Below are 13,162 nucleotides of genomic sequence, written 5' to 3'. Positions count from 1 at the left end.
ACTTCCTGTGTGATTCGTCAATCGCGGTCCGTCGCATCACCCTCGACGTGGCGGCCAAACGGGCGTGGGGGGCGCTTGTGTGCGGGCATTCTCGGCAGAATGCCCGCGACAATCAATAGCACGATGCCAGCATGCCCCCCGGCCACGTCTGCGCCCGAGGCTAGCCAGCCAAGCCCTCGAGGCATTCCACCGACGGTACGAAGAACAGCCCGCCAGTGACCGCGCGGCTGTAGTCCAGCAACCGGTCGTAGTTGCCCGGCGGCTTGCCGACGAACATGTTCTCGAGCATCTGCTCGATCGGGGCCGGCGAGCGTGCATAGCCGATGAAATAAGTGCCGAACTCACCCACGCCCGGCCGGCCGAACGGCATGTTGTCGCGCAGGATCTTGATCTCCTTGCCGTCCTCTTCGAGGGTGGTGAGCGAACTATGCGAGCAACTGGGTTTTACCGCGTCATCCAGTTCGATATCGGAAAGTTTGGTACGGCCAATAATCAGTTCCTGTTGTTGGGTGGACAACTTCTCCCAGCCGGCCATGTCATGCAGATACTTCTGCACCAGCACATAACTGCCACCAACGAATGGCGGATCCTCGGCACCGACCAGGGTGAACCTGGCCACGTCCCGCGGGCCGGGATTCTCGGTGCCGTCGACGAAACCGATGATGCTGCGCATGTCGAAATAGCGAAAACCCTGCACCTCGTCGACCACCGTCACCGCCGCGCCCAGGCGCTTGCACAGCTGCGCGGCCAGCTCGAAGCACAGGTCCATGTGCTCGGCGCGAATGTGCAGCAGCAAGTCGCCGGGAGTGGCGACAGCGACTCGCTCGCCGCTGCCGAACTCGCGAAAAGCGTGCAACTGCGCGGGTTTCGGCGTGCCGAACAAGCGTTCCCAGGCCGTGCTGGCAAAGCCGACGACACACGACAGGTTGCCCGCCGGCACGCGCTTGCCCACCGAGCGCACCAGCGCGGCGATGTCGCCGCACAGGCCGCGCACGGTGTCCAGGTGTTCATCGCCAGGGTTGAGGGTGGCGACCAGGAAGATCGCACTGCGGGTGATCGGGCTGTCGACAGCCTGGGGTTCCGGTTCGTATGTATCCATTGGCATCAGGCACCTTGATCACGGATTGGGACAACGTGGATTATTGCGCGATATTCAGCAGGACGAATAACATCAGCGCCGTCTGGTATAGCACACTTACTTGCTCAAAGAGCGCTTCATAGATGATATCTATCAAGTGATCCGCGCTATCGATTTGACTGCGTCAAATTGTCTCGGCTAACTTTCGCGACGTTTGAAAGTTGATGCGCGATATACACCAGAGTTTGCCCTGAAGAACGCCACCGCAAGGACCGCAGGCGCGCTCGCAAGCAGCCCCCGCCATCGCCCCACCCTTGCCTGTTCACCCGACCTGCGCCCGGCAACGGCCCGTGTCCTTGCGTTCGAGTTGTAGCAATGTCCGTCAATACCCCCTCCCGGATCACCGAGCTGGTCATCGCAGCCGGCACCAAGAAAGCCCACCTGCCTACCCGCGCCACGCTGATCCTCGGCTTTCTGGCCGGCGCGTTCATTTCCCTGGGCTTTCTCCTGGCCCTGCACGTCAGCACCATGATCCCCGCGCAATGGGCCTCGTTCGGCAACCTGCTGGGCGCCGCCGTGTTCCCCATCGGCCTGATCCTGGTGATCCTGGCCGGCGGCGAGTTGCTCACCGGCAACATGATGAGCCTGCCCCTGGCGATGTTCGCCCGGCGCATCAGCCTCGGCGCGGTGGCGCGCAACTGGACCCTGGTGACCCTGGCCAACCTGCTCGGCGCGCTGTTCGTCGCCTGGTGCTTCGGCCACCTGCTGGGCCTGACCGAAGGCCCGTACCTGGCCAAGACCCTGGCCGGGGCGACCGCCAAGGTCAGCGCCGACTTCCTCCATGCCTTCGTTTCCGGCATCGGCTGCAACTGGCTGGTGTGCCTGGCGGTGTGGCTGTCTTATGCCAGCCGCGAGATGAGCGGCAAGATCCTCGGCATCTGGTTCCCGATCATGGCGTTCGTGGCCATCGGCTTCCAGCACGTGGTGGCCAACATGTTCCTGATTCCGGCGGCAATCTTCGCCGGCTACCTGAGCTGGGGGCAGCTGGTGGAGAACCTGGTAGCGGTATTCCTCGGCAACGCGGTGGGCGGCGCGATCTTCGTCGGCCTGGCGTATTACGTGTCCTACGGCGTGGCGACCGAAGCCGAACAGGCCGCATGACAGCAAAAGGGCCGCAGCAGCGGCCCTTCGTTCATCTCAATGGTAGGCATCCCCCGGCAGCACCTTGCCGCGGAACACGTGGTAGCTCCAGAACGTGTAGCCCAGGATGATCGGGATGATGAACAACGCGCCGATCAGGGCGAACAACTGGCTGGTCAGCGGCGCAGCGGCCTGCCACAGGGTGATCGCCGGCGGTACGATGTTCGGCCAGATGCTGATCGCCAGGCCCAGGTAGCCGAGGAACACCAGCCCCACCACGGCCATGAACGGCAGGTGCGAATGGCGCTTGCGCAAGGCCTTCTGCACCACCACCACGGCAGCCACCGCCAGCACCGCGATCAGCACCGAGCGCAACACGTGGCCGGCACCGAACCAGCGCTGGGCGATGTCGTCGTGCAGCCAGGCCGTCCAGGCACAGATCAGCACGATCACCAGCGCCAGCAGGTAGGCCAGTGGCCGGCTGTAGTGACGCATGCGCGCCTCGAGCATGCCGTCGGTCTTGATCAGCAGCCAGGTACTGCCCAGCAGCGCGTAGGTCAGCAGCAAGCCGACACCGCACAGCAGCGGGAACGGCGCCAGCCAGTCCCAGCCACTGCCGGCGAACTGCCGGTCGAGCACCGGGATGCCGTTGATGTAGGTGCCGATGGCCACGCCCTGGAAGAAGGTCGCCAGCACCGAGCCACCGATGAACGCCTTGTCCCACAGGTGACGCTTGTGCGCCTCGGCCTTGAAGCGGAACTCGAAGGCCACGCCGCGGAAGATCAGTCCGGCCAGCACCAGCACCAGCGGCAGGTACAAGGCCTCGAGGATCACCGAATAGGCCAGCGGGAAGGCGCCGTACAACGCCGCCGCGCCGAGCACCGCCCAGGTCTCGTTGCCGTCCCACACCGGTGCCACGGTGTTCATCATCACATCGCGCTCGCGCGAATCGCTGATCAGCGGGAAGAGAATCCCCAGCCCCAGGTCGAAGCCATCCATGATCACGTACATCATCAGACCGAAGGCGATGATCACGCCCCAGATGACCGACAGGTCGATACCTTGAATCGTCATAGTTCAGCTCCTGCTCAATCGGCGACGGACAGCGGGCGACGCGCGGTGGCCAGCGATTCCGGTTGTTCGGGGCTCGGCAGTTGCTCGTGCGCGACCGGGCCCTTGCGCACCAGGCGCATCATGTAGCCGATCCCCACGGTGAACACCGAGAAGTAGATGAGCACGAACAGCGCCAGGGTCAGGCTCATCTGCGCGGCACTGTGGTTGGAGGCGGCCTCGGTGGTGCGCAGCATGCCGTAGACCACCCACGGCTGACGGCCTACTTCGGTGGTGAACCAGCCGGCCAGCAGCGCGACCAGCCCCGACGGCCCCATCAGCAGGGCGAACCAGAGGAACAGGCGATTGCGGTACAGCGCGCCGTTGCGCCGCAGCGCCAAGGCCAGCAACGCGCAGGCCAGCATCAGCATGCCCAGCCCGGCCATGACCCGGAAGCTCCAGAAGATGATCGTCGAGTTGGGCCGGTCCTGCTTGGCGAAGCTCTTGAGCGCCGGGATCTGCTTGTCCAGGCTGTGGGTCAGGATCAGGCTGCCCAGGTACGGCACCTCAAGGCTGTAGCGGGTGGTTTCGGCCTCCATGTCGGGCAGGCCGAACAGCACCAGCGGCGAGGCCTCGCCCGGGGTGTTGTGCCAGTGCCCCTCGATGGCGGCGATCTTCGCCGGCTGATGCTCCAGGGTGTTCAGGCCATGGGCGTCGCCGACCACCACCTGCACCGGGGTGGCGACCAGGATCATCCACATGCCCATCGACAGCATCTTGCGGATCTGCGGCGTATCACGCCCGCGCAGCAGGTGCCAGGCCGCCGACGCCGCGACGAAGAACGCGGTGGAAAGGAACGCGGCCAGCGCCATGTGCGCCAGACGGTACGGGAACGAGGGGTTGAAGACGATCTTGAACCAGTCCAGCGGCATCACCCGGCCATCGACGATCTCGATGCCCTGCGGAGTCTGCATCCAGCTGTTCGAGGAGAGGATCCAGAACATCGAGATCAGCGTACCGATGGCCACCATGACCGTGGCGAAGAAGTGCAGCTTGCGCCCCACCCTGCCCCAGCCGAACAGCATGACGCCGAGAAAGCCCGCCTCGAGGAAGAACGCGGTGAGCACCTCGTAGGTCAGCAACGGCCCGGTCACGCTGCCGGCGAAGTCGGAAAAGCGCGCCCAGTTGGTGCCGAACTCGTAGGCCATGACCAGGCCCGAGACCACGCCCATGCCGAAGTTGACGGCAAAGATCTTCGACCAGAATTTGTAGAGATCCTTGTAGACCGAATGGCCGGTTTTCAGCCAGCAGCCTTCGAGCACGGCCAGGAAACTGGCCAGGCCGATGGTGATGGCCGGGAAAATGATGTGGAACGAGACCGTGAAGGCGAATTGAAGCCTCGCCAGGTCCAGAGCACCCAGATTCGACATGACAATATCCTTGTTGACCACCAGCCACGCTCCGGGCAGCGCACCCGCAGCGGCGGCAGTCGATGAATGAAGCGCGAGGGCTCAGCCGGCGACGGCGTGGATCAACGCATCGGGTTGCGCGTGCTCGAGCTTGATGGCGACGAACTTGGAGGTCGGCGTGAAGGTGCGGTCGCCATAGCTCTCCAGCGGCACCAATGGGTTGGTCTCCGGGTAGTAGGCGGCGGCCTGGCCTTCGGGGATGTCGTAGGCGACCAGGGTGAAACCATGCACCCGGCGCTCGACACCGTCTTCCCACAACGACACCAGGTCGACCTTGTCGCCCGGCGCAAAGCCCAGGCGGCTGATGTCCGCCGCGTTGGCGAAGACCACCTCGCGCAGGCCGAACACCCCACGGTAGCGGTCGTCCAGGCCGTACAGGGTGGTGTTGTACTGATCGTGCGAGCGCAGGGTCTGCAGGATCAGGTCAGGCTTGTCGCCACGGGCCAGCACCGCCTCGTTGACCAATTGCGCTGGCAGTTCGGTGGCGCTGAACTGGGCCTTGCCGCTGGCGGTGTTCCACTCGCGTTCGGCAGCGGCGTTGCCCAGGTGGAAGCCCCCCGGATGGCGCAGGCGGGCGTTGAAGTCGGTGAAACCTGGGATGGTGTCGGCGATCAGGTCGCGGATGCGGCTGTAGTCGGCCACGGTCCATTGCCAGTCGATCGGCCGGTCGCCGAGAGTGGCCTTGGCCATGCCGGCGATGATCGAAGGCTCCGAGCGCAACAACGGCGAGCGTGGTTTGAGCTGGCCATGGGAGATGTGCACCATGCTGAAGGTGTCTTCCACGGTGACCCCTTGTGGGCCTTCGGCCTGCAGGTCGATCTCGGTACGGCCCAGGCACGGCAGGATCAGCGCGTCACGGCCGGTGACCAGGTGCGAGCGATTGAGCTTGGTCGAGATGTGCACGGTCAGCGCGCAGTTGCGCAGCGCCGCGTGGGTGCGCGGGGTGTCCGGGGTGGCCTGGGCGAAGTTGCCGCCCAGGGCGATGAACACCTTGGCGCGTTGTGCCTCCATCGCCTGGATCGCCAGCACCGCGTTGTGCCCATGGCCCCGCGGCGCGTCGATGCCAAAGCGTTGCTCGAGATTGTCCAGCAGCCAGGTCGGCGGCTTCTCGTCGATGCCCATGGTGCGGTCGCCCTGCACGTTGCTGTGGCCACGCACCGGCGACAGGCCGGCGCCCGGACGACCGACGTTGCCGCGCAGCAATTGCAGGTTGACGATCTCCTGCACGGTCGGCACCGAGTGGCGATGCTGGGTCACACCCATGGCCCAGCACATGATCACCCGCTCGGCCTTGCGGTACATGCGCGCGGCCAGCTCGATCTCGGCCTTGCTCAGGCCGGACTGCTCGATGATGTGCGCCCAGGACGTGGCATCGACCTGGGCCAGGTAGGCGTCCATGCCATCGGTGTGGGCCTTGATGAAGGCATGGTCGAACACCGCCGGCAGGCCGTTGGCCTGGGCCTCGCGCTCCCACTGCAGGAGGAACTTGGCCATGCCGCGCAGCACCGCCATGTCGCCGCCCAGGGCCGGACGGAAGTACGCGGTGTTGGTCGGTTCGGAGCCGTTGCTGAGCATCTCGAACGGATGCTGCGGGTGCTGGAAGCGCTCCAGGCCACGCTCCTTGAGCGGGTTGAAGCAGACCACCTGGGCGCCCCGCTCCACCGCCTCGCGCAGCGGTTCGAGCATGCGCGGGTGGTTGGTGCCGGGGTTCTGGCCGATGACGAAGATCGCGTCGGCCTGTTCCAGGTCGTGGAACACCACGGTGCCCTTGCCCACCCCGAGGGTGTCGCCCATGCCCAGGCCGCTGGCCTCGTGGCACATGTTCGAGCAGTCGGGGAAGTTGTTGGTGCCGAAGCTGCGCACGAACAACTGGTACAGGTAGGCCGCTTCGTTGCTGGCCCGGCCCGAGGTGTAGAACTCGGCCTGGTCAGGCGAGTCGAGGCCGTTGAGGTGTTGGGCGATCAGCGCGAAGGCGTCTTCCCAGCTGGTCTCGACATAGTGGTCGGTGGCCGCGTCGTAGCGCATCGGATGGGTCAGCCGGCCCTGGTATTCGAGCCAGTAGTCGCTCTGTTCGAGCAAGGCGCTGACGCTGTAGCGGGCGAAGAAGTCCGGGTCCACCGAACGGCCGGTGGCCTCCCAGTTGACCGCCTTCGCGCCGTTCTCGCAGAACTTGACCATGCCGTTCTCCGGCGACTCGCCCCAGGCGCAGCCCGGGCAGTCGAAGCCGCTGTCCTGGTTGGTCTTGAGCATCGCGCGGATGTTCTTGACAGCGTTCTCGCTGCCCAGCCAGGCCTTGGTCACGCTCTTCAACGCGCCCCAGCCAGCGGCCGGGCCGTTATAACTCTTGATATGTTCTTCTTCGCTCATCAGGGTCACCCTTGATCGTCACGTTCGGAATAACCAGCTGCAAGTTCCGTCCAACTTAAATATCGAAACTCGCGAACTGCTGACCCGTGCAGACTAAGTTCTGCATGACACTAGCGTCCAATCAAAAGTCATGACGGCTTGATCGGCCTCCTCTATCAAGGTTGGCTGATAGAGAACTTCGATCATGCAGTCATTAATTATGATTGGACATTGTTACCTGCACTTCATGACCTGCTGCCGCGTCGGCCACCGGAACACGGCAGCGCCCTCACTCGCAGGTGCTTTTCAGACCACGCCCGCGGCAAAGCCGATGAAGTCCAGCACAGCTCCCGCCGCGAACGTTTCCCCGGCCGGCACTTCCAGCAAGCCATCGGCCTGGGTCGCGCTGAGCAGGGTTGCCGAGCTCTGGTTCTCCAGCAAACGCGCGCGCCCGCCCTCGAGGCGTACCCTCAGGTATTCCTGGCGCTTGCCGGCCTTGGGCCAGGCAAAGCCTGCCACTACCGGCACCCGCAAGGGTTGCACCTGCGCCACGCCCATCCGCGCCAGCAGGTATGGCCGCGCCAGCAGCAGGAAGGTCACCAGCGCCGACCCAGGGTTCCCCGGCAGCCCCAGCAGCGGCACGCCGCCAACCCGGGCGAAGGTGAACGGCTTGCCCGGCTTGATCGCCAGTTTCCACAACTGCACCTCGCCAGCCTCGCGCAACAGCGCGCCGATACAATCGGCATCGCCCACCGAGACCCCGCCGCTGCTGACGATCACCTGTGCCTGGCGCGCCTCGTCGAGCACCGCGCGCAGCCGCGTCGGGTCATCCGGCACCTGTCCCAGGTCGAGCACCTCGCAACCGAGCCGCTCGAGCAGGGCCGCCAGCACCACCCGGTTGCTGTCGTGGATCTGCCCTGGCTCCAGGACTGCGCCCGCACCCGCCAGCTCGTCGCCGCTGGAGAGCAATGCGACCTTGGGCCGGCACAGTACCGCTACCTGGCGGATGCCCTGGGATGCCAGCACGCCGAGGGCGATGGGGTCGAGCCGCGTGCCTGCCGCCAGCAGCGCTGCCCCGCGGCGGATTTCGTTGCCCTGGACACGAATATTGTCGCCACGGCGCAACGCCCCGAGGACACTCACCCGGCCTTGCCCGTCGACCTCGCAGTTCTCCTGCAACTGCACGCTGTCGGCTCCGGCCGGCACGGGCGCCCCGGTGAACACGCGGGCGCAGGTGCCAGGCTGCAACGGCATCGGGGCCTGCCCGGCGAACACCACCTGAGACACTGGCAGCGGCTGCTGCGCAAGGTCATCGTGACGCAACGCGTAGCCGTCCATGGCACTGTTGGCCCAGGGCGGCAGGTCGAGGGTCGCGCGCAGCTCCTCGGCCAGCACCCGCCCATCGGCCTGGCCCAGGGGCACCTGCTCGCGGGCGCTGAACGGCGCCTGGCGGGCCAGTGCCAGCAACTGCTCGAGCGCTTCGTCGACCGTCATCAAGCCGTTCATGGACGTGGCCCGCAGGGGCCGGCGGCCTTCAGGTGAGGGACGAAGTTGCACGGCCGATGCCGCGCGTCGAGCTGCTCCACCAGGATCCCCTCCCAGGCCGTGCGGCAGGCCCCGGTCGAACCCGGCAGGCAGCACACCAGGGTGCCATTGGCCAGCCCGGCCAAGGCACGGGTCTGCACCGTGGAGGTGCCGATATCGAGGATCGACAGCGCGCGGAACAGCTCGCCGAAGCCGTCGATGCGCTTGTCCAGCAGGCAGCCAACCGCTTCCGGGGTGCTGTCGCGCCCGGTGAAGCCCGTGCCGCCGGTGATCAGCACCACCTGCACCGCGTCGTCGGCGATCCAGTGGGCCACCTGGGCACGGATCCGGTACAGGTCGTCCTTGAGCAGCGCCCTGGCCACCAGGCGGTGGCCCATGTCCACCGCACGGCTGGCCAGCAGCTCGCCGGAGGTATCGGTCTCGAAAGTGCGGGTATCGCTGACAGTCAGCACGGCGACATTCAACGGAATGAAGACCGCATCGGGTTTGACACTCATGGATTGGCCACTCGATTGCTCAGAAAAGTCCAGGCGAAACTAGAGCGACTGTTTCGGTGCGTCCAATCGATAATATGAACCGGCCAATAAGCGCGCTCTATCGAATTTCATCATCAACAAGTTCTATCAATTCTTCGTTATTTCCCATTGGACGCTGCGAGCACTTCACTTTAACTTTCGCCGCCTTGAAACATGGTTTGACGCCATGTCCCGACTGCAACTTACCGGCAAGGCGCCCATGGATATCAAACAACTCAAGTTCCTGGTTGCCCTAGACCAGTCCCGCCATTTCGGGCAGGCCGCAGCCTTGTGTCATATCACCCAGCCGACCCTGTCGATGCGCCTGCGCAACCTGGAGGACGAACTGGGCCTGGTGCTGGTGACCCGCGGCCAGCGCTTCGAGGGTTTCACCGAGGCCGGCGAACGGATCCTCGCCTGGACCCGCACTCTGCTGGCCGCCTACGACGGCCTCCAGGCCGAGGCCGCCAACTGCCGTGGACGCATCGTCGGCAGCCTGCGCATCGGCATGGTGCCGTTGTCGAGCTTCAACCTGATGGACCTGCTCAAGCCATTGATCGACAGCTACCCGCTGCTGCAGGTGCAACTGTCGTCGCTGAGCTCGGAACAAGTCACCGACGGCCTGAGCCGCAACCAGCTGGACCTGGGCATCTGCTACCTCGACCAGATCAACCGCAGCTACTTCGAGGTCATCGAACTGGGCACCACACGCCTGGGCCTGCTGTTCGACACACGGCATTTCGCCTTCACCAATCCCAGCCTGTCCTGGGAGGCCATCGCTGCACTGCCGCTGGGGCTGCTGTCCCAGGGCATGCATTACCGCCAGTCGATCGACCTGAGCCTTCGCAGCCGTGGCCTGCACCCGCTGTCGCTGATCGAAAGCGATTCCACCTATCAGCTGGTGCAGGGCGTCTGCGCCGGCCTGTGCTGCGCGATCATGCCGCTGGACCATGGCCTGGAAGGCCTGAGCGAACACCTGCGGTTGCTGCCGATCAGCGACGCCAGCATCCATGCCCCGGTCGGCCTGCTGCTGCGGCGCAGCGAACCGCGTTCGGCCCTGGCCGAACAATGTTTCGATGCCGTGCGCCAGTTGCTGTGGCCCTCGCCCATCCATCCACCCCTGGAGCTCACATGAACGATACCGCCGCCCTGACTCACCTGGACAACCACGGCCACGCGCGCATGGTCGATGTCGGCGACAAGCCCGACACCCACCGCGAGGCGGTGGCCGAAGCCTGGGTGCGGATGAAGCCCGAAACCCTGACCCTGATCAGCGCAGGTGGCCACCCCAAGGGAGATGTGTTCGCGGTCGCCCGCATCGCCGGGATCATGGCCGCCAAGCGCACCCATGAGTTGATCCCGCTGTGCCACCCGCTGCTGCTGACCGCGGTCAGCGTCGAGCTCAAGGCCGTGGCGCCGGATTCGGTGCGGATCATCGCCAGCGCCGCGCTCAACGGTGCCACCGGGGTCGAGATGGAGGCGCTGACCGCCGCCAGCATCGCCGCCCTGACCCTCTACGACATGTGCAAGGCCGTCGACCGCAGCCTGCAGATCGACTGGGTAAGGTTGCTGCACAAGTCCGGCGGACGCTCGGGGCTGTACCAGGCCGAGGTGACGGCATGATCCGGGTGAGTTATTTCGCCCGCTACCGCGAGCTGCTCGGCCGCGACGGCGAGACCCTGGCCTGGGACCCGGCCCTCGGCAGCCTGCGCGCATTGCGCGCGCAACTGGTCGCACGCGGCGAGCCGTGGGCGCGGACCCTCGGCCAGGCCAACCTGCTGTGCGCGCGCAACCAGGACCTTTGCGGCCTCGACGAGCCCCTGGAGGATGGCGACGACATCGCGTTCTTCCCCCCGGTCACCGGGGGCTGACGGACCTCGCAGGCCCCTCCGTACATTGCCCAGCCTGTTCTGTTACCTGGCTAACCGGGCAAGGCCCCGCCCTCGTCGGCAAACGCCTGTGCCAAGTGCTCGATCACCGCCCGTACCCGCGCGGTATGGCGCAGGTCCTGGTGGGTGACCATCCACACCTCGTAAGGCTCGCGCCGTGTGCGCTGCGGCCAGACCCGCCGCAGGCCGTCGCGCAGGCCCAGGGCCACGGGGATCTCGCCGATGCCCAGGCCCTGACCGATACCGCGACGCAACATCATGCTGGCATTGGCCGCCAGTACCACCCTGCCCGCGCCGATCGGCACGTCCACCAGGGTCGGCTCGGCGCGGTCGCGCCAGTACGGCTCATAGACCACCAGGTCGTGGCCGGCAAAGCTGCCATCGGCCGGCGTGCCCCGCCGTTGCAGGTAATCGGCCGAGGCGAACAGGCCCATCTGCCAGCTGGCCAGCTTGCGCAACACCAGGTCGGGATTGTCCGGGCGCTGGTTGCGGATGGCGATGTCGGTTTCGCGCTGCGACAGGTTGACGATCTCCGAGCTGCCGCTGAGCACCACGCGGACCTCGGGGTGCTCGGCGTGCAACAGGCGCAAGGCCGGGATCACGAACTCGTGGGCCAGCGAATCGGTGGTGGCGATGCGCACCTCGCCGGCCTGCTCGTTGTCGGCGCCACGGGTACGCCGGGTCAGCTCCAACGCGGCCTGCTCCATCTTCTGCGCCAGTTCCACCGCCACTTCGCCGATGGCGGTCAACTGGTAGCCGGCCGGTGTGCGCAGGAACAGGGTCGACCCCAGGTCCGCCTCCAACGCCGCCACACGCCGGCCCACGGTGGCCTGGTCGACCCGCAGCACCCTAGCGGCGCGGCGAAGGGTCTGCTCGCGGCTCAGGGCCAGTAGCATCCGGGCATCATCCCAGTTCATTCGTTCACTCCTCGATGGCGGCGGCCTGGGCAAGCCCACGCCCACGCGCCGTTGTACCGCCTCCCGGCCGTAACGGCCTGAAGAGAATTTGCGAAGGGGAGGCGCAAAATCGCCGCGCGACCGCAGAATGCGTGTCCCCTACCCTGTAAAGCACCTTCTCGCTGAATGACAGAGGTCCTCATGCGTCACATCGTTCCCAGCCACATGACCGCCATCGACATCACCCAGCCTGGCGCCCCCGAGGTACTGCAAGCCGCGCGCCACGCCACACCGCAACCCGGCCCGCGCGAGGTGTTGATCCAGGTCCACGCCGCCGGGGTCAACGGCCCCGACCTGCTGCAACGCAAGGGCCTGTACGATCCGCCCGCGGGTGCTCCGGACATTCCGGGCCTGGAGATCGCCGGCATCGTCGTCGCACACGGCGAGCAGGTCAATGGCTTTGCCGTCGGCGACGCCGTGATCGCCCTGGTCCAGGGTGGCGGCTACGCCGAATATGCCGTGGCCGACGAACGCACCACCGCGCACCTGCCGGACAACCTGTCGATGATCGAGGGTGCCGCGCTGCCCGAGACCTTCATGACCGTCTGGGTCAACCTGTTCCAACGCGGTGGTTTCAAGGCCGGCGACAGCGTGCTGATCCATGGCGGCGCGTCGGGCATCGGCACTACCGCCACCCAGCTGGCGCGGGCCTTCGGTGCCACGCAGGTGTTCACCACCGTCAAGGGCGAGGACCAGCAGGCGGCCAGCCGCGAACTGGGCGCGGACCTGGCGATCGACTACACCCGCGAGGACTTCCTCGAACAGGTCATGCGCCACACCGACGGACGCGGCGTCGACGTGATCGTCGACATCATCGCCGGCGACTATGTCGAGCGCAATTTCAAGGCCGCCGCCATGGACGGGCGCATCGTGCAGATCGGCGTGGTCAAGGGCCCGGCGACCAACCTCGACCTGTTCCCCATGCTCACCAAGCGCCTGACCCACATCGGCTCGACCCTGCGTGCGCGCAGCCTCGACGACAAGGCCGCGATCCTCGCCGAGCTGCAGGCCAAGGCCTGGCCCCATGTGCGCAGCGGCGCGGTCAAGCCGCTGATCCACGCCACCTTCCCGCTGGCGGCGGCCAGCCAGGCCCACGCGCTGATGGAATCCGGCCGGCACATCGGCAAGGTGGTGCTGAGCGTGGCGCACAAGGGCTGAAGCGCTGCGCCTGGCA

The 13,162-nt window shown here is 66.0% G+C and carries 12 protein-coding genes; 5 read left to right on the top strand and 7 right to left on the bottom strand.

Translation table 11 applies throughout. The features are described from left to right. Positions 1–160: 160 nt before the first annotated feature. A complete protein-coding gene (locus tag F3J43_RS14080; RefSeq protein WP_205297855.1) occupies positions 161–1,099 on the bottom strand; it encodes a Dyp-type peroxidase in 939 nt (312 codons plus the stop codon). Between the two features lie 354 nt (positions 1,100–1,453). Between F3J43_RS14080 and F3J43_RS14075 the strand changes: the two genes are divergently transcribed. Then, positions 1,454–2,239 (top strand): formate/nitrite transporter family protein, encoded by a 786-nt coding sequence (locus F3J43_RS14075; RefSeq protein ID WP_166887262.1) that lies wholly within the window; start codon positions 1,454–1,456, stop codon positions 2,237–2,239. Between the two features lie 36 nt (positions 2,240–2,275). On the opposite strand, the gene cydB is transcribed toward F3J43_RS14075, so the two are convergent. The 5 genes from cydB to moaB all read right to left on the bottom strand — a co-directional run bounded on the left by cydB (position 2,276) and on the right by moaB (position 9,125). After that, complete coding sequence (cydB, locus tag F3J43_RS14070) at positions 2,276–3,292, bottom strand: cytochrome d ubiquinol oxidase subunit II (protein WP_166887259.1); 1,017 nt, start codon at positions 3,290–3,292, stop codon at positions 2,276–2,278. Between the two features lie 14 nt (positions 3,293–3,306). Continuing rightward, on the bottom strand, positions 3,307–4,698 hold the full coding sequence (locus tag F3J43_RS14065) for a cytochrome ubiquinol oxidase subunit I (RefSeq protein ID WP_166887257.1): 1,392 nt from the start codon (positions 4,696–4,698) through the stop codon (positions 3,307–3,309). An 81-nt stretch (positions 4,699–4,779) separates the two neighbouring features. Continuing rightward, positions 4,780–7,104: an FdhF/YdeP family oxidoreductase gene (locus F3J43_RS14060; protein ID WP_166887255.1), complete on the bottom strand. Its 2,325-nt coding sequence runs from the start codon at positions 7,102–7,104 to the stop codon at positions 4,780–4,782. 285 nt (positions 7,105–7,389) lie between these two features. Beyond that, the gene (locus F3J43_RS14055; protein WP_166887253.1) at positions 7,390–8,577 is read right to left on the bottom strand and encodes a molybdopterin molybdotransferase MoeA; all 1,188 of its coding nucleotides are present in this window, start codon (positions 8,575–8,577) and stop codon (positions 7,390–7,392) included. A gap of 8 nt (positions 8,578–8,585) precedes the next feature. Then, positions 8,586–9,125, bottom strand: coding sequence for a molybdenum cofactor biosynthesis protein B (gene moaB / locus F3J43_RS14050; protein WP_166887251.1), 540 nt, complete (start codon positions 9,123–9,125; stop codon positions 8,586–8,588). Positions 9,126–9,363: 238 nt separating this feature from the next. Between moaB and F3J43_RS14045 the strand changes: the two genes are divergently transcribed. From F3J43_RS14045 to F3J43_RS14035, 3 genes are read left to right on the top strand one after another with little or no spacing between them, the layout of a single operon-like run. Next, positions 9,364–10,278, top strand: coding sequence for a LysR family transcriptional regulator (locus F3J43_RS14045; RefSeq protein ID WP_166887551.1), 915 nt, complete (start codon positions 9,364–9,366; stop codon positions 10,276–10,278). Beyond that, positions 10,275–10,766: a cyclic pyranopterin monophosphate synthase MoaC gene (gene moaC / locus F3J43_RS14040; RefSeq protein WP_166887249.1), complete on the top strand. Its 492-nt coding sequence runs from the start codon at positions 10,275–10,277 to the stop codon at positions 10,764–10,766. The genes F3J43_RS14045 and moaC overlap by 4 nt, the downstream gene beginning before the upstream one ends. After that, the gene (locus F3J43_RS14035) at positions 10,763–11,014 is read left to right on the top strand and encodes a MoaD/ThiS family protein (RefSeq protein ID WP_166887247.1); all 252 of its coding nucleotides are present in this window, start codon (positions 10,763–10,765) and stop codon (positions 11,012–11,014) included. Before moaC ends, F3J43_RS14035 begins: the two co-directional genes overlap by 4 nt. A 50-nt stretch (positions 11,015–11,064) precedes the next feature. Here the strand turns inward: F3J43_RS14035 and F3J43_RS14030 are convergent, their stop codons facing one another. Beyond that, the gene (locus F3J43_RS14030; protein ID WP_166887245.1) at positions 11,065–11,949 is read right to left on the bottom strand and encodes a LysR family transcriptional regulator; all 885 of its coding nucleotides are present in this window, start codon (positions 11,947–11,949) and stop codon (positions 11,065–11,067) included. A 180-nt stretch (positions 11,950–12,129) separates the two neighbouring features. Between F3J43_RS14030 and F3J43_RS14025 the strand changes: the two genes are divergently transcribed. Continuing rightward, complete coding sequence (locus F3J43_RS14025; protein ID WP_502706610.1) at positions 12,130–13,146, top strand: NAD(P)H-quinone oxidoreductase; 1,017 nt, start codon at positions 12,130–12,132, stop codon at positions 13,144–13,146. Positions 13,147–13,162 lie beyond the last annotated feature (16 nt).

Source organism: Pantoea sp. Cy-639 (genome assembly GCF_011752525.1).
In the GTDB taxonomy this organism is placed as follows: Bacteria; Pseudomonadota; Gammaproteobacteria; order Pseudomonadales; family Pseudomonadaceae; genus Aquipseudomonas.
The sequence above is the reverse complement of the archived record's forward strand: the minus strand, read 5'-3'. Positions and strand labels throughout refer to the sequence as shown.

Excerpts from the sequence above, each read along its gene's own strand:
- F3J43_RS14080 (WP_205297855.1), bottom strand. The coding sequence starts at position 1,099 with ATGGATACATACGAACCGGAACCCCAGGCTGTCGACAGCCCGATCACC.
- F3J43_RS14075 (WP_166887262.1), top strand. The coding sequence starts at position 1,454 with ATGTCCGTCAATACCCCCTCCCGGATCACCGAGCTGGTCATCGCAGCC.
- cydB (WP_166887259.1), bottom strand. The coding sequence starts at position 3,292 with ATGACGATTCAAGGTATCGACCTGTCGGTCATCTGGGGCGTGATCATC.
- F3J43_RS14065 (WP_166887257.1), bottom strand. The coding sequence starts at position 4,698 with ATGTCGAATCTGGGTGCTCTGGACCTGGCGAGGCTTCAATTCGCCTTC.
- F3J43_RS14060 (WP_166887255.1), bottom strand. The coding sequence starts at position 7,104 with ATGAGCGAAGAAGAACATATCAAGAGTTATAACGGCCCGGCCGCTGGC.
- F3J43_RS14055 (WP_166887253.1), bottom strand. The coding sequence starts at position 8,577 with ATGACGGTCGACGAAGCGCTCGAGCAGTTGCTGGCACTGGCCCGCCAG.
- moaB (WP_166887251.1), bottom strand. The coding sequence starts at position 9,125 with ATGAGTGTCAAACCCGATGCGGTCTTCATTCCGTTGAATGTCGCCGTG.
- F3J43_RS14045 (WP_166887551.1), top strand. The coding sequence starts at position 9,364 with ATGGATATCAAACAACTCAAGTTCCTGGTTGCCCTAGACCAGTCCCGC.
- moaC (WP_166887249.1), top strand. The coding sequence starts at position 10,275 with ATGAACGATACCGCCGCCCTGACTCACCTGGACAACCACGGCCACGCG.
- F3J43_RS14035 (WP_166887247.1), top strand. The coding sequence starts at position 10,763 with ATGATCCGGGTGAGTTATTTCGCCCGCTACCGCGAGCTGCTCGGCCGC.
- F3J43_RS14030 (WP_166887245.1), bottom strand. The coding sequence starts at position 11,949 with ATGAACTGGGATGATGCCCGGATGCTACTGGCCCTGAGCCGCGAGCAG.
- F3J43_RS14025 (WP_502706610.1), top strand. The coding sequence starts at position 12,130 with ATGCGTCACATCGTTCCCAGCCACATGACCGCCATCGACATCACCCAG.